The organism is Hydrocarboniclastica marina, from assembly GCF_004851605.1.
GTDB classification, from domain to species: Bacteria; Pseudomonadota; Gammaproteobacteria; order Pseudomonadales; family Oleiphilaceae; genus Hydrocarboniclastica; species Hydrocarboniclastica marina.
Genome location: NZ_CP031093.1, coordinates 1593593 through 1613546 on the forward strand (window position 1 = coordinate 1593593; position 19954 = coordinate 1613546).

Annotated in this window: 15 protein-coding genes and 1 tRNA gene; 10 read left to right on the forward strand and 6 right to left on the reverse strand. The window is 56.5% G+C overall.

Annotated elements, in window-relative coordinates:
- The first annotated feature begins 37 nt into the window (after positions 1-37).
- From soil367_RS07115 to soil367_RS07125, 3 genes are all read left to right on the forward strand, one after another.
- A complete protein-coding gene (locus soil367_RS07115; RefSeq protein ID WP_136548274.1) occupies positions 38-4933 on the forward strand; it encodes an NAD-glutamate dehydrogenase in 4896 nt (1631 codons plus the stop codon).
- A 248-nt stretch (positions 4934-5181) separates the two neighbouring features.
- On the forward strand, positions 5182-5700 hold the full coding sequence (locus soil367_RS07120) for a DUF6586 family protein (protein ID WP_136548276.1): 519 nt from the start codon (positions 5182-5184) through the stop codon (positions 5698-5700).
- A gap of 149 nt (positions 5701-5849) precedes the next feature.
- Positions 5850-6119: a hypothetical protein gene (locus soil367_RS07125; protein ID WP_136548278.1), complete on the forward strand. Its 270-nt coding sequence runs from the start codon at positions 5850-5852 to the stop codon at positions 6117-6119.
- A gap of 257 nt (positions 6120-6376) precedes the next feature.
- On the opposite strand, the gene soil367_RS07130 is transcribed toward soil367_RS07125, so the two are convergent.
- The 3 genes from soil367_RS07130 to yccX form a co-directional block, all read right to left on the reverse strand.
- Complete coding sequence (locus soil367_RS07130) at positions 6377-6886, reverse strand: cell division inhibitor SulA (protein ID WP_246065576.1); 510 nt, start codon at positions 6884-6886, stop codon at positions 6377-6379.
- Between the two features lie 84 nt (positions 6887-6970).
- Entirely contained in the window at positions 6971-7579 is a 609-nt protein-coding gene (gene lexA, locus soil367_RS07135) for a transcriptional repressor LexA (RefSeq protein WP_136548279.1), read from the reverse strand.
- A 223-nt stretch (positions 7580-7802) separates the two neighbouring features.
- Positions 7803-8078 carry an acylphosphatase gene (yccX, locus tag soil367_RS07140; RefSeq protein WP_136548281.1) on the reverse strand — a complete coding sequence of 92 codons (276 nt, stop codon included), beginning with the start codon at positions 8076-8078 and terminating at the stop codon, positions 7803-7805.
- Between the two features lie 87 nt (positions 8079-8165).
- On the opposite strand from yccX, the gene soil367_RS07145 reads away from it, so the two are divergent.
- Entirely contained in the window at positions 8166-8918 is a 753-nt protein-coding gene (locus soil367_RS07145) for a glutamine amidotransferase (protein ID WP_172962294.1), read from the forward strand.
- Positions 8919-8926: 8 nt separating this feature from the next.
- Here the strand turns inward: soil367_RS07145 and soil367_RS07150 are convergent, their stop codons facing one another.
- Entirely contained in the window at positions 8927-9400 is a 474-nt protein-coding gene (locus soil367_RS07150; RefSeq protein ID WP_136548286.1) for a DUF6231 family protein, read from the reverse strand.
- A 117-nt stretch (positions 9401-9517) separates the two neighbouring features.
- On the opposite strand from soil367_RS07150, the gene soil367_RS07155 reads away from it, so the two are divergent.
- Positions 9518-9844, forward strand: coding sequence for a YnfA family protein (locus soil367_RS07155; protein WP_136548288.1), 327 nt, complete (start codon positions 9518-9520; stop codon positions 9842-9844).
- Positions 9845-10013: 169 nt separating this feature from the next.
- On the forward strand, positions 10014-12278 hold the full coding sequence (locus tag soil367_RS07160; protein ID WP_136548289.1) for a bifunctional diguanylate cyclase/phosphodiesterase: 2265 nt from the start codon (positions 10014-10016) through the stop codon (positions 12276-12278).
- A gap of 133 nt (positions 12279-12411) precedes the next feature.
- Here the strand turns inward: soil367_RS07160 and soil367_RS07165 are convergent.
- Positions 12412-12488: transfer RNA gene (locus soil367_RS07165), tRNA-Arg, on the reverse strand.
- A gap of 114 nt (positions 12489-12602) precedes the next feature.
- Here soil367_RS07165 and soil367_RS07170 point away from each other — a divergent pair.
- Together soil367_RS07170 and soil367_RS07175 are read left to right on the forward strand one after the other, a co-directional pair.
- Complete coding sequence (locus soil367_RS07170) at positions 12603-13283, forward strand: TIGR04283 family arsenosugar biosynthesis glycosyltransferase (protein ID WP_246065577.1); 681 nt, start codon at positions 12603-12605, stop codon at positions 13281-13283.
- Positions 13284-13320: 37 nt separating this feature from the next.
- Positions 13321-13959: a TIGR04282 family arsenosugar biosynthesis glycosyltransferase gene (locus soil367_RS07175; protein ID WP_136548293.1), complete on the forward strand. Its 639-nt coding sequence runs from the start codon at positions 13321-13323 to the stop codon at positions 13957-13959.
- Positions 13960-14040: 81 nt separating this feature from the next.
- Here the strand turns inward: soil367_RS07175 and soil367_RS07180 are convergent, their stop codons facing one another.
- The gene (locus soil367_RS07180) at positions 14041-17031 is read right to left on the reverse strand and encodes a hypothetical protein (protein ID WP_136548295.1); all 2991 of its coding nucleotides are present in this window, start codon (positions 17029-17031) and stop codon (positions 14041-14043) included.
- 584 nt (positions 17032-17615) lie between these two features.
- Here soil367_RS07180 and soil367_RS07185 point away from each other — a divergent pair.
- Both soil367_RS07185 and soil367_RS07190 read left to right on the forward strand, forming a co-directional pair.
- The gene (locus soil367_RS07185; RefSeq protein WP_136548297.1) at positions 17616-19130 is read left to right on the forward strand and encodes a fumarate hydratase; all 1515 of its coding nucleotides are present in this window, start codon (positions 17616-17618) and stop codon (positions 19128-19130) included.
- Between the two features lie 351 nt (positions 19131-19481).
- Positions 19482-19826 carry a 4a-hydroxytetrahydrobiopterin dehydratase gene (locus soil367_RS07190; protein ID WP_136548300.1) on the forward strand — a complete coding sequence of 115 codons (345 nt, stop codon included), beginning with the start codon at positions 19482-19484 and terminating at the stop codon, positions 19824-19826.
- The last annotated feature ends 128 nt before the right edge of the window (positions 19827-19954 follow it).

Consider the following 19954-nt stretch of genomic DNA (forward strand, 5'->3'; position numbering starts at 1 on the left):
GTGCCATACCTCAAGGGAAATTACAGGTAGGTAATGAATGAATGCATTAACTGTGGGAAGCAAAAACGAACTGCTTGAGAAAATTGACGAGACGCTGAAAAACAAACTCGACAAGAAAGCCGCAGGAGATGTAGCCAGTTTTGCCCGCCAGTACTTCTCACACCTGCCACTAGAAGAGATCACCTCGCGCCGTCTGAGTGACACCTACGGGGCACTACTGACTGCCTGGCAGTTTCTGCAGCGGCGCAAATCCGACGAAGCCAAGATCAATGTTTTCAATCCCGATCTGGAGCAGGACGGCTGGCAGTCGACCCATACTGTGATTCACATCCTGCACCCTAACATGCCGTTTCTCATCGACTCCCTCAGAATCGAACTGAACCAACGGGAGATTGGCGTATACACCATCCATTATGCTGTGCCGCGCGTGGAGCGTGACGGCAGCGGGAATCTTCAGTCGTTCACTGAAGGAGCCCATCCGTTACCCCCCGTTAGCCCGGAGATTGATGAGGCTCTCATTGTGCTGGAGGTGGACCGCCACTCTGCTGGCGCCGAGATGGACGCACTCCGGGATGACCTCCACGCAGTCTTGCGTGAAGTGCGGGTCGCCGTAGCCGACTTTCCGCAGATGCGGGAAAAGGCGAGGGATGTAATAGAAGAGCTGGATCACGCTCCGCACCATTTCCCGCCCGAGATGGTCGAGGAAACGCGCGCGTACATTCGCTGGCTGATCGATGATCACTTTACCTTTCTCGGCTTTGACGAGTACGACTTCACCTATCACGAAGACGAAATCGAGGTAAATCAGGTAGAAGGGTCCGAGCTTGGGATCCTGCGTAACTCCAACGAGCGCCCGCAACGCGTGCGCTTGAGTGACCTGCCCAAGAAGACCCGTGCCGCCATGGTCGGCAATGAGGATCTTCTGATCTTTGCCAAGTCCGCTCAGCGGTCGCGCGTTCACCGTCCTGCTTATCCGGACTATATCGCTATCAAGAAAGTTGACGCCGAGGGCAGGGTCATCGGCGAGCGCCGTTTTCTCGGGCTGTATACCTCCCGTGTCTATAACGAACGCCCCGGTGAGATTCCCATTATCCGGCGGAAGGTCAACCGGGTGTTTGAACGCTCAGGCTTTCCCCGGGATGACTACGCCGGCAAGGAACTCGATCAGATTCTTACGGTTTATCCCCGGGATGAGCTGTTCCAGATGAGCACGGATGAACTGCTGAATGCAGCCCGGGATATCCTCTACATCCAGGAACGCCGTCAGATCCGCCTGTTCATGCGGGAAGAGATATACGGCCAGTTCGTGACCTGCCTGGTATTCGTGCCCAGGGACGTGTATTCGACAGAGCTTCGCGTGGGCATGCAGAACGAGATCATGCGCGCCTTGGATGGTCAGGATATCGAGTTTACGACCTACTTTTCGGAGTCCGTTCTGGCGCGCACACAGTTCACCGTTCGGGTTCCTCAATCGGACAACCGGGTTCTTCCCACTCAGGAACTGGAAGACAAAATCGTAGCCCTGGCACAGTCATGGACCGACGGCCTGTTTGAGGCGCTGGTCGAGGCTCATGGTGAGGAGGAGGGCATTCGACTGGCGCAACGCTACCAGAATGCGTTCCCGGGAAGTTACCGGGATATTTTTTCGCCCCGCCGTGCCGCTATCGATATCGACCACATGTGCCGCTCAGAAGCCACCGGTCGCCTCGAAATGAGCTTTTACCGGGCCGTCGAGCAGGGTGAGGACAGCGTCAATTTCAAGCTGTTCCATCCCGCTACCCAGCTACCCCTGTCGGATGTATTGCCCATTTTCGAAAACCTCGGCTTCAGGGTTATTGGCGAGCACCCGTTCGAAACGGTAAACCGTAACGGGCAGTCCCTCTATATCCACGACTTTTCGCTGTTCTCCCATGGTGGGCTGGCCATCGATATTCCCAAAGTCCGACCCATACTGGAGGAGCTCTTCGAGCGCGTATGGTACGGCGAAGCCGAGAATGACATTTTCAACCGGCTCGCGCTTGCGGCTTATTTCGACTGGCGGCAGATTGCCATGTTCCGCAGCTTTGCGCGCTACATGCAGCAGATTAGAATCAGTAACAGCCAGCAGTTTATTGCCTCAACTTTGGTCAGCCACACCGAGCTGGCCGAAAAACTGATGGAGTTTTTCCACTGCCGCTTCAACCCTGAACGATTCCAGAGCGGCAACCAGTGCGAAGCAGCTCAGCAGAAACTGGAACTGGAGTTCAACGAAGGCCTTGACCAGGTAGCCAACCTGAGTGAAGACCGCGTGCTTCGGCTTTTTCTGTCACTGATGAAAGCGACGCTCCGAACCAACTATTACCAGCCTGATGAGCAGGGCCAGCCCAAAACATACATCAGTTTCAAGATAAAGCCCGGCGATGTGCCCGATATGCCACTGCCGGTGCTTATGTACGAGATCTTCGTCTATTCACCCCGGGTTGAGGGCGTTCACATGCGCGGCGGCAAAGTCGCCCGCGGCGGGCTGCGCTGGTCGGACCGCTATGAAGACTACCGCACGGAAATCCTCGGGCTGGTCAAGGCCCAGCAGGTCAAGAATGCGGTAATCGTTCCGGTGGGGGCAAAAGGCGGCTTCGTCGCCAAACAGTTGCCCGAAACCGGTGGCCGAGAAGCGTTCCAGAACGAAGGTATCGAAGCATACAAGATGTTCATCCGTGGACTCCTCGATATCACGGACAACTTTCTCGACAACCAGGTGGTACCGCCACGCGATGTTCTCCGGCACGATGACGACGACTACTATCTGGTTGTAGCGGCCGATAAAGGCACAGCGACTTTTTCCGACACGGCCAACGCGCTTTCCGCCGAATATGGCTTCTGGCTGGGTGACGCCTTTGCCTCTGGCGGCAGCAATGGCTATGACCACAAGAAAATGGGCATCACTGCGCGCGGGGCCTGGGTTTCGGTCGAGCGCCACTTCCGCGAATTTGGAATAAATACCCGGACCACGCCTTTTACGGTGGTGGGGGTCGGGGATATGGCCGGTGATGTTTTCGGTAATGGAATGTTGCTATCACCCCAGATAGAGCTGGTCGCCGCGTTCAACCATATGCACATATTTGTTGATCCGAATCCCGATGCCGCCGCGACGTTCGCCGAGCGTGAGCGCATGTTTGCCCTGGCCCGGTCTTCCTGGGAGGACTTCAACAGTGAGTTGATCTCAGCTGGCGGCGGAGTGTTCAGTAGGGCTGACAAGTCCATTCCCATCAGTGCGGAGATGAAAAAGCGATTCGACATCAAATCGGATACGCTGCCGCCCAATATGCTCATCAGTCACATTCTGCGGGCCCAGGTGGATCTCCTCTGGCTGGGGGGTATTGGCACTTACGTTAAGGGGAGTAGCGAGACTCACAGCGACGTCGGCGATAAAGCGAACGATGCGCTACGGGTCAACGGACAGGACCTGAGGTGCAAAGTCATCGGTGAAGGCGCCAATCTTGGCGTTACGCAGCTCGGTAGAATCGAGTTTAATCTCAACGGTGGACGAAGCAACACGGATTTCATTGACAACTCAGGCGGCGTGGATTGCTCCGACCACGAAGTGAACATGAAGATCCTGTTCAATCGGCTGGTCGACAACGGCGACCTGACGGAGAAACAGCGCAACAAGATGCTGGTCGATATGACCGAAGATGTCGCCTCCCTGGTATTAAAGAACAACTATCGCCAGACCCAGGCTATCAGTATCGCCAGTGCCAGTGTTGTCGCCCGACTAGAGGAATATCGGCGGCTCATCGGCAGTCTGGAGTCCCGCGACAAGCTCAACCGTGAGCTGGAGTTCCTGCCCAGTGACGAGGTTATCGCAGAGCGCCAGCAGTACGGCCAGGGGCTGACACGGCCCGAGCTCTCGGTGCTGATCTCCTACGTCAAGGCGGACCTCAAGAGTGTACTTGATGAAAGCGAGTTGCCGGATAACCCCGTGTTGCTGGGTGAGCTTGCCTCAGCGTTCCCTGAACCCCTGGTAAAGCGTTTCCCGAAGGCGCTGGGTAACCATCAGCTGCGTCGACAAATCGTCGCTACCCAGGTTGCCAATGACATGGTCAACCATATGGGTATCAACTTCGTTGACCGCCTGCAGCAGTCGACCGGCGCATCGCAGGCCGCGATCGCCACCGCGTACATCATCGCGCGGGAGATCTACCGCATGAGCTATTGGTGGGAGCAGATCGAGGCGCTGGATTACGAGGTTCCTGCGACGTTACAGGTTTCGATGATGGGTGACCTGATGCGGTTGATCCGGCGGTCGACACGCTGGCTGCTGCGAAATCGCCGTAATGAGCTTACCATTCGCGAACAGATTGAGCGATTCTCGGGCTCCCTTGGCGAATTTGTGGAAAAGCTGCCGGAATTCGTGGGAGAAAGCGCATCGGTTCGCCTTGACGAGCGTGCGCGGGAGCTGGTGGAACAGGGCGTTCCAGAAACGCTCGCGCGCACCGTCGCCGGCTCAAACCATTTGTACGTAGCCCTGGGAATAATTGAAGCGCAAGAGAACGCTGGCGTGGAAATGGCGCAGGTAGCCAATCTCTACTTTGCAGTGGGCGAGCGCCTGCACCTGGATTGGTTTGGCCAGGCTATCACAGCGTTGACGCCGACCAGCCATTGGCAGGCTCTTGCCCGCGAGAGCTTCAGAGAAGACCTGGACTGGCAGCAGCGGGCGCTCACTGTAGGTGTTCTGGCATTTGCCAAGAGCGCGAATATTGATACCAGCGGCGGTCTTGAGAAGTGCATGAAGGAGTGGGCGCGCCAGCATCGCAGTCTCATAGACCGCTGGAAGAGTATGTTGACGGAGCTCCGGGCCCATCCGGATCCGGAATTTTCGATGTTCTCCGTGGCATTACGTGAACTGCTGGACCTGGCCCAGAGCACGGCGCACTCTCCGCAGCTCGCAAGCTAGTCAATCAGCCACTGTCTCTCCTGGGCTTCTGGCCCAGGCTCTCCGTCCCCTTTCCGCCAAGCCCCTGTTTTTTCTTCTTTCCGGTGCACGGGTACGTGCATCGGCAGTCATGGCGTCAATCAGGTGCGGGGAGAGCCCGAAAAACCGGCCGATCGCCGGGTAGCCATCGGGGGCTATCGCATCCGGTAACGACATTTCGCAGATTTTGGTACACTAGGCAATCTATTCGCAGGAGCCGGAGGCGCATCTTGAAGTGGCAGAGAGTCGTTCAGGAGAAACTGTTCCTGGCTGAAACATTGCTGCGCTCGACCGGCGGTGGTGATCATCAGGTTGAACCCAGTAAAGTTCAGGTTGAACCCAGTAAAGTACAGCGCACCGCATTGGTTCAGGGCGCTGTCGCCCTGATACTCAACGCCAGGGCAAGTCTGCTGGTCCTGATTGCGCAATCGAACCAGAATAAAGTGAATGAGGTTGTCTCCCTGGACGCGTTGAGCCAGCTATTGGGTGAGAACAATCCTGACATACAGAATCTTCGTCAGTTGAGTCAGAACAGGCATAGCTGGTGGTATCAGCTGGAAATGTTGGCCGCCTGGCTGATGCATCCGCGAGAAGAACCAAGAGCTGCGAGTGAGCATGACCATGGCAGTAACCTGATCATAGCCATTGCGGATGAAGGGCCTGCGACGACACCAGCCGATCTGCTGGGCCTCATCAAAGAATTTAAGACCTATACTGCCGAGCTTAGCCAGAGGCACGATGAGTGGTAGAAGCAGGGAACAAACCTGCTTACGTATCTGTCTGAAATAGGCGTACCGCTGGATGGTCCAGCTGAGAAGGGTGCAGCTGAGCTGGTTCAGTATCGAAATTCACGGGCTGGCGGTGCATGCCGTAGTCTCTTACATAGAAGGCGAGAAGAATGCCCACCTCTTTTCTGGAAATCATAGAACTGCCTAACGGCGACTATGCGCTACGCCGCTCTGACGACGACAAGTCGCCTCTGGTTAAAATCTCGTTTTCGCGGGAAGCGAGAGAAATGTTGCAGGACAACGAGTTGGAAGTGGCCAAAGCCATGATAGCAGCCGGTATCGAAGCTGTCGGGACCCTGTCTGACGAGTTTGAGGTAGAGGCAGAACTGGAGCCCGATTCAGAGTCAGAAAGCGAAGAGCAAACTCATACACTGCACTAACCGTGGCATTGCGAGCTGCTGTTTGAGCACTGCAGTGAAAGTGCCGAGCTATAGGGCCGAGGTCTACCCGCAAGCACTGGCCTTCCAGGGACCCGTGTCTGCCCAACGAACTACGTCCGGTTGCCTTGGTACACAGCCCGGGTCGCGCCTCGCGACGGGAAAGCAAGCACTTTCAGCGAGTTGAGCCAACGGCTTATCGTTCAAGCGCTTACTGCATCAATCACCTAGTGCGTCGGAACATGACAATGCCTGAGTAATCAGCGAGTTCTCAGGACGACGCCATGACTGCGACCTTTGGCTGATGCGTGCTCCAGTCTGGCGTGGGCACTCTTGCTCAATTTTCCCGACCACAGAACTACAGCATGGCACGTGCCAGCGGCCAACGCCCTTTCAGCCATCTCAAGTGCATCGTGCTGTTCGGATGAGCGAAGGACCAGTAATTGCCCAGGCACAATGCCGTGGTGCTGCTGCCATTTCTGCACCAGCGAAGCAGGTGGATCAACCCACGCCAGCCAGCGTTCTTCCTGGTTGAGCTGTGTCAGCATCGGCAGTAGAAGCTGAAAATTTTCGACCTGACTCTGGGGAAGAATAATTTCCGTCACGTTGCCAGTACCACCACAAGCGTCTTCTGCCGGAGCTATGGGGGTGACGACAACGGGGGAAGCCCGACGCGGACGTTGCACGGGCGCGACTGCCGGGCGCTGGCCGACTTCAGCCATCCAGGGCTTGTGCTTGTGACAAGGGGCGTCAAGGATAAGTTGTTCCATGGCTTCAGTCTCCTGGCGTGTGACAGCGGTTGGTGCGCCCGGGAGTGGGCAAGCGGATACCGGGCTTACAGCCTGGTATCACGCTCAGTGCAGCTCATCTTTTCGAATGACGCCTACACCCAGACCTTCAATAAAAAGCTCCTGCTCGCGCAGATCTACTTCGATCGGCTCGAAAGTTTCGTTCTCAGGTAATAGCCAGACCTGGTGGCCCTCGCGTTTGAATCTCTTCACGGTGACCTCGTCCCCCAGTCGCGCGACGACGATCTGGCCGTTGCGAACATTCTGAGTGCTGTGAACAGCTAGCAGGTCTCCATCGAAAATCCCGACATCCTTCATACTCATCCCCCGGACGCGGAGAAAGTAACTGGCGGCGGGCGAGAAAAACTCTGGTGCGAGCGCGCAGTAATCCTCGATGTTTTCCTGGGCCAGGATGGGGTTACCCGCGGCTACTTGACCGATGATCGGTAAACCCTGAGCTGCCGGGTCGTCCGGTAGCCTTATTCCCCGGCTCGCCCCAGGCACCATTTCAATGGCCCCTTTGCGAGCAAGGGCGCGCAAGTGCTCTTCCGCCGCGTTGGCCGACTTGAATCCCAACTCCTTCGCTATCTCGGCGCGGGTAGGGGGATAGCCGGTATCCTCGATGTTCCGTTTGATTAACGTGAGGACTTCCGTTTGGCGAGGCGTTAGTTTCATCGCGTGATCCCTGGCTGTTTGTATATACAGTATGCTGTCAATATATACAGTGTCTGTAGCCCTGTAAAGCCTGGGCGTGACGAAGGGCAAAACCAGGTTAGGTTGGCCAGTATATTTTCCGGGCATAAGCCGGGCGGATGGCTAAGGATAATCGGTACGGCGGGAGGTGGCCGCGGCGCCGGTAGCTCCGCGGTTTACCCTTGAGTCATTGGCAGAAAAGCGGCTAACCGGTAGTGAAGTTTTTGGGCGTCGTAACGTCAACACTCTCAACAGTCACGGACTCCACCTTTGCCTTGTCGGGTCCCTGGTGTAGCCATTTCACCAGCTTGGCGATGGAATCTTCTTCACCGCACGCGGTCACTTCCACAGAGCCATCAGGGCAGTTTACAGCTTTACCTGTAATGCCGTGTTTCTGCGCGATGTCCTGAGTTGCAGCTCGAAACCCTATACCCTGAACGTATCCGTTTATTTTGACTCGAACGCATCTTTCGCTTCCCATGGCAGCCTTCCTCTTTCTGATCATATCGATGCTATGGGATACCATAACGGGTTTTAGCCTAACAGAAAGCCCCGGCCTGGAGTGTGTATGACCCGGATCCTGATTCTGAAAACTGGAACGACATTTCCTGAGATCGCGCGTAATCTGGGCGATTTCGACATCTTATTCAAGCGGGCGATGCAGATCGACGGCGTATCTTTCGTGGTAAGTGACGTTTCGAATGGCGAGCCTCTGCCAGACTTTGCCGATGGGGATGGCGTTGTGGTGACAGGGTCTCCGGCCATGGTCACGGACCGCGCTGACTGGAGCGAAGCTACCGCGGCATGGCTCGCGGAGTGGGTGAGTTGGGGTCGACCCGCGCTTGGCGTCTGCTACGGCCACCAGTTGCTGGCACACGCGCTGGGCGGCAAGGTGGGCGGTCATGCCGATGGCAGGGAAATGGGAACACTGGACGTTACCTTGACCGACAGGGCGGCAGACGACCCCCTGTTTGGGGGTCTGCCTGCCAGCTTTCCTGCGCACCTCACGCATCGCCAGTCAGTGATCGCGCTGCCGGACGGCGCGACGCTTCTGGCCAGATCAGAAAGTGAGCCACACCAGGCCTTCCGCGTGGGGACCACGGCGTGGGGCCTACAGTTTCATCCCGAGTTTTCCGAGCAGGTGATGGCAGCTTATATAGATCGGCAGCGCATGGATCTGCTTGCGGAAGGGCGTAACCCTGACATGATGCGTGAGCAGTTAAAGCCCACGCGGGATGCCACCAGCTTGCTCCAGCGGTTCGTACAAGGTGTGAAATACGGTTTCCCGCTCGTGTCCAGCGAACAGATGCTTAAAGGCTAGTGTTTCCATCACCAGTGAGATTTGTTCCACCTGCCGGGGTTAGCCCAGTTTTCAGCATTGTTCCATTGTCGCTTGTGGTTATAGTTGTCGATGTCGTAGGCATAAATACTTGCCGGAGGTTGCCCCGCCGAATCGAGAATGCGCTTGAACCCCAGGCCAATGAAATCTGCGAATTGCCACGGGGCATGGGTTTCCGTCATCACAGCGATTCTGCGGGCGCCCGAATTGCGCAACTGGCCCAGAAGATTTCTTCCCTGAGCATGGGATAGCTGTTCAAGGGTTTCAGAAATCAACGCAACGTCGTACAACTGATCAAGCGGAAAGACAGCTGTAGGGTCATCCGCTGAAATGCGCGTCACACGCGTTTCCGGATAGTCGCAATGCCAGGCTTCAGCCAGAAGGCAGGCCTGTTCGCCACAGCAGATGATCGACTTTGGGTTTACGCTGTAGAGAATCTGTTTGAGCACCATTTTCGGTTCCATGGCCTACTCCTGCTTGTTGTTCAGTACACTGTAACTGCGTTATCACCGATCAGTCGCGGTGAACTGATCCTATGGCTCGCCAGCCGTCCAATATTGACAAGACAAGGCACGATTCACATGTTTACCGCATTCGTCTACCTCAGCGCTGCGCTTGCTGAAATCGCAGGCTGCTTCGCGTTCTGGTCCTGGTACCGGCTAAGTGGGTCGGTGCTATGGCTTGTCCCCGGAATGTTAAGCCTGGCGCTGTTTGCGTGGCTTCTGAGCCTAGTGGATGCAGACTACGCCGGTAGAGCCTACGCTGCGTACGGTGGAGTATATATTGTTAGCGCATTGCTCTGGCTTTGGCTGGTGGAGCAGCGGATGCCGGACCGGTGGGACTTGCTGGGTGCTGGCATCTGCCTGGCAGGTGCGGCAGTGATACTGTTGGGGCCGCGCGGGGCGTAATGCCTCTGCCTTATGTAGGGGGTCGCTACCGGGCTGATAGCAGCCACTAACTGATCTTCGGCCGTGTACAGGTTCGCGCCCGAGCCCGTTTATCGCCTATGCTCTCTCTATAGCAGTCGGTTTTTATCTGGCCACGGAAATCACGCAACCCCGGCGGGCCGCAACATAGATGAATATTTTCAAGAAGAATATCTGGCTGTTGTTTCTGCTCCTGGTGATAACCAGCGTTACTTTGCTGGGCGCGCGTTCCGCGTCGCGATGGCATGAGATGGCTGCCCACTACGAACTCAGCCAGAAAGGGCTGGTGAAGCAATGGTTCGCTAGCTGGTCCGCGCTCCTGGAACAGCACGAAGCTATCATTACGCTCATTGGTTACGACATCATCGAACGCTACGACCGCGAACCAGCCGATGTCCAGGCCCGGCTTGATGAGTTGATGGAACTCAACCCCGAGCTGTTCTCCGGTTTCGCCCTGGTCTCTCCCACGGGCGAAGTGCTTGAATTAACGTCCAACCTCGAAAGCGACAACCTGCCCAATCTTCTGAGCCTGCCTCACACCCGGGATTCCTTCGCTTTTGCACTCGTCACGGACAGAATGGTTCTTGGCCGAACGTACTACGCGCCGCGTCTGGTTGTGCCAGCGCGCAAAGCCATACGTGATGAGGATGGGCGCGTGCTCGGGGTGATGACCGGGGCTCTGAGCGTGCATGCCAAGAAGGGGTTTTTCGGGCGAAAATCGGTGCTTGGGCCATTCAATCAGGTGACCATACTGCGCAGTCGCGACCGCTACATCCAGTACGCGACCAATGGTCAGGCGATCAGTCAGTTTCATAGCCGGCAAATGGAGCCAGCGGCGTATCAAAATCTTATGCTGGCGCTTGAGTCTGCTGCAGAGGGCGACCCGACGAATTTGGACGCGGCCTACGAGCCCATAGTCTTTCGGCGCAATACGCATACAGAGCGAGGTTATGTTCGTGGCGTGGCGCTTTATCATCCTCGGTATGAATTCTGGCTGATCTCGGAAATAGAGGAGCAGCACCTGGTTGGCCAGTTCCGTCGGGTTCTTGCATCGTACCTCGTCATCATGCTGGCGTTCCTGACCGGCATGTACCTGCTGTTCAGATACATCGATAACGTCGACAAAAAACGCCGGCGAGAGCTTGAATTCCAGGCGAACCACGATGCACTGACCCAGCTGCCCAATCGGAACTTTTTGCTGAAGAGCTTCCTGGAGTGGAAACAAGAAAGGTCGGAGTTTTCGCTGCTGTTTGTTGATCTGGATAACTTCAAAGGCATAAACGATAACTTCGGCCACAGCGTCGGTGACCGGATTCTGGTTGAGCTGGCACGACGATTTCTGGCCCTGGCAGGCAACCAGGAGCTGGTGGTGCGACACGGCGGCGATGAATTTGTTTTTCTGACGACGGGGAATTCGTTGGATGAAAATGAGAAGCGGTTGTCGCGGCTGATATACGAGGCCTGCGAAACCGTACCTGTATCTGAGCGGCACTTTTCCCCTGGCTGTAGCATCGGTATTGCCCGGTTACCGCACCATGGCACCGAGCTGGATGAGTTGCTCAGAGCGGCTGACATAGCGATGTACGAGGCCAAGAAAAAGCGCAACAGCGTCTGCTTGTTCCAGCCGCATCTCGAGATGCATTACCTGCGACAAATGCAGATAGAACAGTTTCTACGCGGCGCGGAGAAACGTGGAGAAATCTACCTGAGCTATCAGCCGCAGGTGGACGCTGCCGGAAATCTTTTTGGCGTCGAGGCCCTGGCGCGCTGGCAGAGCCCGGAGCTTGGCATTGTCGCGCCAGACCAGTTTATTGGCGTGGCCGAGAGTTCGGGGCAGATGGGCCCGCTGGGGGCCTACATTATCGACCTGGCGTTAAGCGAAATCTGCGGATTACGCCACCGCTGCGGCCTGGACTTCCGATTGTCGATTAATATTTCGGTCCGCCAGTTTGCGGATGATACATTCGTGCGGAATCTAATCTTTAAAGTCCAAGAGAGCGGGATTCCGTTTGGCCGGCTGTGTCTTGAAGTCACCGAAAATCTGGTCATTGAAGACCTGCAACGGGTCCAGGGAATGCTGGGCGAATTCCATGATGCAGGTATTAAGATTGCGCTGGATGACTTCGGTAAAGGCTATTCGTCGTTGAGCATCCTGCGGCACCTGCCGCTGGACGAAATCAAAATCGACAAGAGTTTCATCGATGACATTGTGACTGATGAAACCGCGCTAAAAATGGTCCAGAACATCATCGCAATAGGCCACAACCACGGGATGGCCGTGCTGGCCGAAGGGGTAGAAACTTCAGAGCAACTGCAGATTCTCAAGCATTGCGGCTGTGATTACTTTCAGGGCTACTATTTTTCGAAACCCATCTCGGCCACTTCGCTCGAGGCCTTTGTCAGCCAGGATCATTGATCAGCGGTGCACCTTGGACGCTCGATTACTGAGCCTGGCAACATAGCCCGTAAAGCCGGTAATGAAGAGCGAACGCCGTCGGGGTACACCGACGTCAGCAATCTCGACGTGAACAATACAGGCGGGGGAAGAGTGGTGCCCTTGGCAGGATTCGAACCTGCGACCTGCCCCTTAGGAGGGGGCTGCTCTATCCAGCTGAGCTACAAAGGCACGAAGGGATGAAATGGTAATGAGTTGGCGCGTACAGGGCAAGTCTCGAGAGTGGTTTAGGCCCGAATGCGTGGAAGTCAGCCGCTTCTGGGGTTACTGGACAGGTCGAAACCGGTGAAAATCGACATTGTCATGCCGGTTCTCAACGAAGCCGAAGTAATAACGCAGTCGCTTGAGCGGCTTCAGTCTCTACGCGTGCGCGGGCATCGCGTAATCCTGGTGGACGGTGGAAGCCGCGACGCCACGCTGGCGAACAGTGCAGGCCTGGTTGACGAGGTTCGCGTTTCGGCTGCCGGGCGTGCGCTGCAGATGAACGAAGGCGCTCGTGCACAGAGTGGGGATGTGTTGCTATTTTTGCACGCCGACACGCGTCTGCCGGCGGATGCCGAAGCCGCGTTAGAGGCTTTTTATGGCTCAGCACGTGATTGGGGCCGGTTCGATGTTCGGCTAAGCGGCCGCCGGCCGGAACTGCGAATGATCGAGCGAATGATGTCGTGGCGCTCCCGTTTAACGGGGATCGCCACGGGCGATCAGGCCATGTTCGTGCGGCGCCAGACACTCGTCAGCGTTGGCGGATTTCCAGAGATACCGTTGATGGAAGACGTTGAACTGAGCAAGCGTCTACGCCAGCGCTCGCGCCCTTACTGTGTTTCTTCGCCTGTAATCACCAGCAGTCGTCGCTGGGAGCAGCACGGGGTCTGGCGCACAGTGATACTGATGTGGCGGCTGCGGTTTGACTACTGGCGCGGCACCCCTCCCGAGGAGTTGACGAAACGCTACTACCGCTCCGATTGAGCCGCTTTCACCATCCATTAGAAGAGTCCCCGCAAATATGACCTCGACGTCGGCAACGAGCACGCTCGTGATCCAATTCTGCAAATGGCCAGCAGCAGGCAACGTCAAGACGCGGCTCATCCCGGCACTGGGCGAGCAAGGCGCCGTTGATGCCCACCTAGCGCTGAGCACCGCTGTACTCGAGAATCTATTGGTCGCAGGCTTTCCCGTGGAGCTTTGGTGGGATCGCGCGCCCGATGACTTGCAATATGCTGAGTCGTCTCGACTATTCGACCTGCTGAAGCAGAATGGCGTTAAGGAACAGGTTCAGTGCGAAGGAAACCTTGGGCAGCGGATGTCCGGTGCCCTGCGGGACGGGCTTGAACGTGTGGAGCGGGTGATCATCGTTGGCAGCGATTGCCCCGCGGTACAGGGGGAATACGTCCGAAAAGCTGCCGCAGCGTTGGAGAAAACCGATGTTGTGTTGGGCCCGGCGGAAGACGGGGGCTATGTACTGATTGGGGTAAGGAACTTAGAGAGCAGAATGTTTGATGGAGTGGAGTGGGGAACTGATAAGGTTTTGCTGCAGACGGCACAGCGTGCTGAAGAGGTTGGGCTGACAGTCGGGCGACTGAATACGCTATGGGACGTTGATGAGGTGGAGGATTGGGATCGGTTTCAGCTAGGACGAAGCTGATTGGCCCAGCAAGGTCCTCGATCTTAAAGAAAGCCCCGCGAAGTTCGCGGGGCTTTGATTGCATTACAAAGCTTTAAATCTCTAGTCCATCTGGATGATTTCGGAAGGCTGGGGATCCGAGATGATGATCACATCAGCTTGGTTCATGTACGCGTTCTGTCCGATCATTTCCGCGAAAACGCGCTCTTCTAGGTCGCCTCCCTCGGGCAATACGGGCGTCCGGTGCGTTCCCGCTATATAGCGCGTGATGGCGGCCGGGTTGACGTTAAGGTCAATTGGCGCCGTTGCGGTCGTAACTGCGGTTGCATTAAGCATCTCCGCCAACGGCTGTGTGCCGGACAGGTAAGCCTTGAACGCTGCTCCTAAAGGATCTACTTCAGCTTCGTTAGGGATGACCTGATCGCCGTTAACTTGGGACAGCAACACCTTCGAGTCGGATGCAACCAGGTTATCCGCGAAGTTGATCGGATCCGCTGAGTCGAGAGCCGCCTGATTCACATTAAAGAATGTCTCAAGTTCTGCATCACCCTGCTGAAGTCCGGTAGCTGCCAAGCCTCCCAAAATCCGTGGGGCGAAGGTTGGGGAGTTTTCAAGCAAACGTACAATGCCTGCGCCTGGTGTCAGTAAATGCGTATGACTGATTGATGGGCCCTTTTCGTTGGCAACAGCCACAAACGGAGCGCCAACGAGCGCGCCGAGTGAATGTCCGGTGAAGTTGACGTTGCTGTTATCAATATCCGCCGCAGCACCGCCAGCAAAACTCAGATTTCCCAGAGACGCACGAATATTCAGCAAGTCTACCACTGCCTGACGATTCTTATCGCGGCTGTTGGTAAAGTTGGTCAGGTTAATAAACAGGGAGCCTGATTCCCCTACGGCGTTGGACTCATCGAAGTTCATTGGGGTTGGGGTGTTTTGTGCGCTTGCCGTGAAGTTAAAGTGTCGCTCGTAGTCCGTGGGTGCGATGCCAGGAACTACACTGCCCGCGTTCTCGACGGTGTTCTCAAAGGAGGTGAGACCACGGACCGCAGCGTCTAGTTGTGGGTTCCCTGTGCCCGAAGTCAATGCGGCTCCGATGGTACCCTTGATCTGCGTGTCTTCGGCCTCGCTGATGCCGTCAGAAGCGTTGATAGCGCCGGCCGTAGTCAAAATCTGAGCCGTAGTCCCGTAGGCTAGTTGGCCCGCAATCAGCGCATCAATATTTGCTTCAGTCGGCTCTGGTAGTCCTTGTTCCGCGCCGGCCGTTAGTAACCTTTTTGCAAGTTCCCGTTGCTCTTCGGTGGAGAACGGGGCGATTCCGTGAACGGGCTGGTCAATGACGATAACTGCAGCCTGGGTGTTCAGTGCCAGTTGGCTGCCGAAGGTCAGTGAAGCGCTGCGGTCAGCGGTAATGCCATGGGCGTAAATGGTCGCTGGTAGTGTACCGCTATCGAGCAATGCAGCATTGTTCGGATAGAAAACCATTACCGGAACGCGAACCTTCGCCGTTTCCTTGGGGAATGGGAAACGGTAGTTTACAACTTTACTGTTGGTCGGATCAGACTGGCCGAAATTGACCCCAAGCTGATTGCCGATCTGCGCGGCAAGCGTAGCGTCTGCCTCCCAGCTTTTGGTGTTTATAACGCTACCCGCCGATGCCGTGTTTGCTGAAGGCACGCTCAGGTAATAAGGCAGCTCGATGGTCCCCTGAACCAAATTGATTTCGCCGAAGTTAATGCCGACCTGGCTCGTGACAGCCGATACGAGAGTAACGTCTTGCGGTGCCCCGAAAGTAGCAGTCGAGCTGCGGTCAGCCGCAGAGGGTACGGTCGCAGGATTGGCCGGATTTGAGTTAGCTATTTTTAGTCCGACACCAGCGCAGCTGATTGTGATATCTGTACAACCACCCATTGCCGCGGCGCCAAAAACGCCAGCTTCTGTCAGAGCAGTCGCTGTTGGCGTGCTCGCAAAGTGGGCGACAGCACCATCGGCCGCGGCTTTAAGCGTGTCGTAGCTCGCGTCCGGGTTATTTTTGAGCGTGGCTTCGACGGCGCCGAAGCGCAGCGCGCCTGTTAGCGTCTCGGCAAAATAGGTCGCTGGATCGGCGATGTAGGCGAGAACGCGCTCATCGTTAGAAGTGGTAAAGCTATAGCTCAAGGTGATATCGGAGGCGCTTAGTTTGCTCTCCCCACGAGCCGAATTGGTAACCTGAAAGTAGGCGGCCGCGGTCGGCTCCCAGAAACCGTTTATCAGGCGGCGAACAGGTGCCAGGCCCTTGTTTATGATCGGCGCATCCGGACCGTTTAGCGTCAGGTTTGAGTAGGTCGGGGAAGCCACGATCGGGTCGCCATTGATGTCGAGCACTTCATCGGTCACTGCCACAACGTAACGCGTGAACGGCTCAAGTGGCCTGGTCGGGTTGATCCGGATGGCAGAGTCTCCGCTCAGAGTGACGACTTCTGCTTCATAGGCCGGGGCCATCGCCAGCGCTGCGAGCTGCTCAGCCGCAGCGGTACCAGCTGCGACCAATTCAGCGCTGGGGGTTTGTCCTGCTTCTAGCGTGGCTTTCAGTTTGGCGGCAGTAGCGGCCGCTACCGCGACAGGGACAGTAGGCGGCTCACCAGCAGATAGGCCTCTCACTGGATCTCCACTTGCATAGTCCAGTTCGATCAAGAACACATTCTGGTTGGGGTTTGGTACGGGTGAGCCGTCGACCATGAGGAAAGCACGCGCATCAACTGTTGATGCATCTATTTCGCCGTCGAACTGGACAACAGGCGGCGCTACCGTCGATGCGCCGCTTAGTTGATTCAGTGCTTCTGTGACCGGGTTAGGGTCACCTGTAACGATCTGGAATGACCCGTCTGCCTCATTAACAGCGGTGTCCGCGTTGTCGCTGCGGAAGTTAAGATCGCTCGGAATCGGCAAAGCGCCCGTCAGAGGATTGAAAAGGGGCCAGGTCTTGCCGGAATAGCGTTCACTCGAAATCTTGTAATCAGGATCCGCATTCTTGCTTGAGCTGCCATCGTCGAAACAGCCGGTGAGGGCTATGGACGAAGCCACGGCAAGGCTAATGAGCGTTTTATTAGGCATATGTGGGACCTTCTTTCCTTCTTTTTATGATTAAGGCTGTGGGAGGCCTGTTTTTCTGTTTCTGAGCGCGATGGCTGCTCGGGTGGACCGGTATTTCAATCTTTGACTATAACGAAGCTGATGTCATGGATTCATCGCACTTTAGTGTGATTCTGGTGTGTAAACTGCTGGCGTCCTGAAAACGCCAGAGTTCAGGTACGGGACATTCTAAAAGTAGCCTTGGGCACGGACTTTGTCGAATTGAGCTCGTAGGCGCCGACTGAGCATGGCGCAGGACCTCACCCGATCCCTTGAAAATCGGGTGCGTCGGTCGCGACTGACAGCGTCACCACTTGTACTGCGATTCAGTTTAATAAAGCCTCTGATCTTTGCATGTGACTGGTTTTCCTGGTGTAAAGCCACCTGCGTTGCAGAACGGTTGATGTGGCGGGGCCATTTGAAACTGATTCGCGGTTTGGGATGAGGTAAACTCGCCGGGTTCGAGCGAACCGCTTCCGGCGTGGCCCGTTTGTCGGCACCCGCCCAGGAGAGTAGAAGTCCAAGTATTTTCCGCCTAACGCTTCCGCAGTGAGAGAGACCAAACCATGACGACGGTGATCCGACAGGATGATCTTATAGAGAGCGTGGCAGACGCTCTGCAGTTTATTTCCTATTACCATCCGGTGGATTTCATCAAGGCCGTACATCAGGCCTACGAACGGGAAGAGTCCGCAGCGGCAAAGGATGCCATGGCGCAGATCCTGATCAACTCCAGAATGTGCGCCCAGGGCCATCGGCCGATTTGCCAGGATACCGGCATTGTGACTGTTTTCGTGCAGGTCGGTATGGACGTCAGCTGGGACGCCACCATGAGCCTGGAAGACATGATCAACGAAGGCGTTCGCCGCGCTTATGGCCACCCCGACAACATCCTGCGGGCATCGGTGCTGGCTGACCCGGATGGCAAGCGCCAGAACACCAAGGACAACACGCCTGCTGTTATCCACTACAAGATTGTTCCGGGCAATACCGTTGACATCCATGTGGCAGCCAAAGGTGGTGGTTCGGAAGCCAAGTCCAAGTTTGCCATGCTCAACCCCTCCGATTCGGTTGTCGACTGGGTGCTGGATATGGTTCCCAAGATGGGTGCTGGCTGGTGCCCGCCAGGCATGCTGGGTATCGGTATCGGCGGCACGGCGGAAAAGGCCATGGAGTTGGCGAAGGAATCACTGCTCGAGCCGATCGACATCCAGGACCTGCAAGCTCGTGGAGCGAGCAACCGCGCGGAAGAGTTACGCCTGGAACTGTTCGAGAAGGTGAACGGGCTGGGCATTGGTGCCCAGGGCCTGGGTGGCCTTACCACCGTGCTGGATGTGAAGGTGAAGGATTACCCGACACACGCGGCCAACAAGCCCGTTGCGATCATTCCCAATTGCGCCGCCACACGTCACGCACACTTTGTCCTGAATGGCACGGGCCCCGCCTTGCAGACGCCGCCGAGCCTGGACGACTGGCCAGACATTACCTGGGAAGTGGGCGAGAGCGTACGGCGGGTGAACCTGGACACCGTGACCCAGGCGGAGATCCAGGAGTGGCAGCCTGGCGAGACCGTGCTGTTGTCAGGCAAGATGCTGACCGGTCGCGACGCTGCCCACAAGAAGATGGTCGACATGCTGAATAACGGCGAGAAGCTGCCCGTCGATCTCAAAGGTCGCTTCATCTACTACGTCGGGCCGGTAGACCCCATTCGCGACGAAGTCGTTGGGCCCGCCGGTCCGACCACGTCCACCCGTATGGACAAGTTTACCCATCAGATGCTGGAAGAGACGGGGCTGATGGGCATGATCGGTAAAGCCGAGCGTGGCCCAGTGGCGATCGAGGCCATCCGCAAGTTCGGCGCGGTCTACCTCATGGCGGTTGGCGGCTCGGCCTATCTGGTGTCCAAGGCAATCAAGTCTTCCCGGGTCGTGGCATTCGAGGAGATGGGCATGGAAGCGATCTACGAGTTCGAGGTGAAGGACATGCCGGTATCGGTCGCCGTCGACAGCCGTGGCGTGTCGGTGCATGAGACCGGACCCAAGCTCTGGAAGCAGAAGATAATCGAGGCCGCATCCGTCTAGGATCACCTTGAGCAGTGCGTTTTTAGCGATGACCTGGCGTCCAGAACCCTGGACGCCAGCGCTGCCAGCCGCATAACGGCGCCCGGGCTTCATCGCCCGGCCTCTCCCTCCGGCCTTTCAATTCCAGAACCAGTGGTTCATGTTTCGACCGCTTTCTCAGGTGTGAGCATGCGGCTTTGACGGGGGCCGCCTTTCTTGATGTGATAGTTTCTCTGAATTATGACTATGAGCGACCGGCGGTTTCAGTGCCTGAACCGGTATCGGTTGCTATGCTGGGGCTGGACTTTCTGGGCCCGTATGCCCTCAGGCGCCGCCTCCCGAATGAGAAATCTGCAGGATAGGAGTCTATAGATGAGTGGTCTTGATAGCGTTCAATGCGAGCCGTGCAGCAAAGACTCGTCCCCGATGCAAGACGCCGAGATTCGACAGAAGCTTGAACAGGTACCCCTCTGGCATCTGGAGGAGCGAAATGGCGAGAAGCAGATTGAGCGCCAGTACAAGTTCGGGAACTTTGCCCAGGCCCTGGCTTTTACGCGGGAGACCGGTGAGCTGGCCGAGCAGCAGGGCCACCACCCTGCGCTGTTGACCGAATGGGGTAAAGTTACGGTGACTTGGTGGACGCACAAGATCGGCGGGCTGCACCAGAATGATTTTATTATGGCCGCCAAGACTGATGCACTCTACGCCGATCAGTAACGTCGCCTGAGGGCGAGGCCGACAATTACGTGTCCGGTCGGGTCATTCGTTCTCTAACTCAAAATGAACACCGTGATCTTTTCCGAAGAGCGGGGCGGAGGGCGCCCCGCTTACCTTGGTCTTCAGCT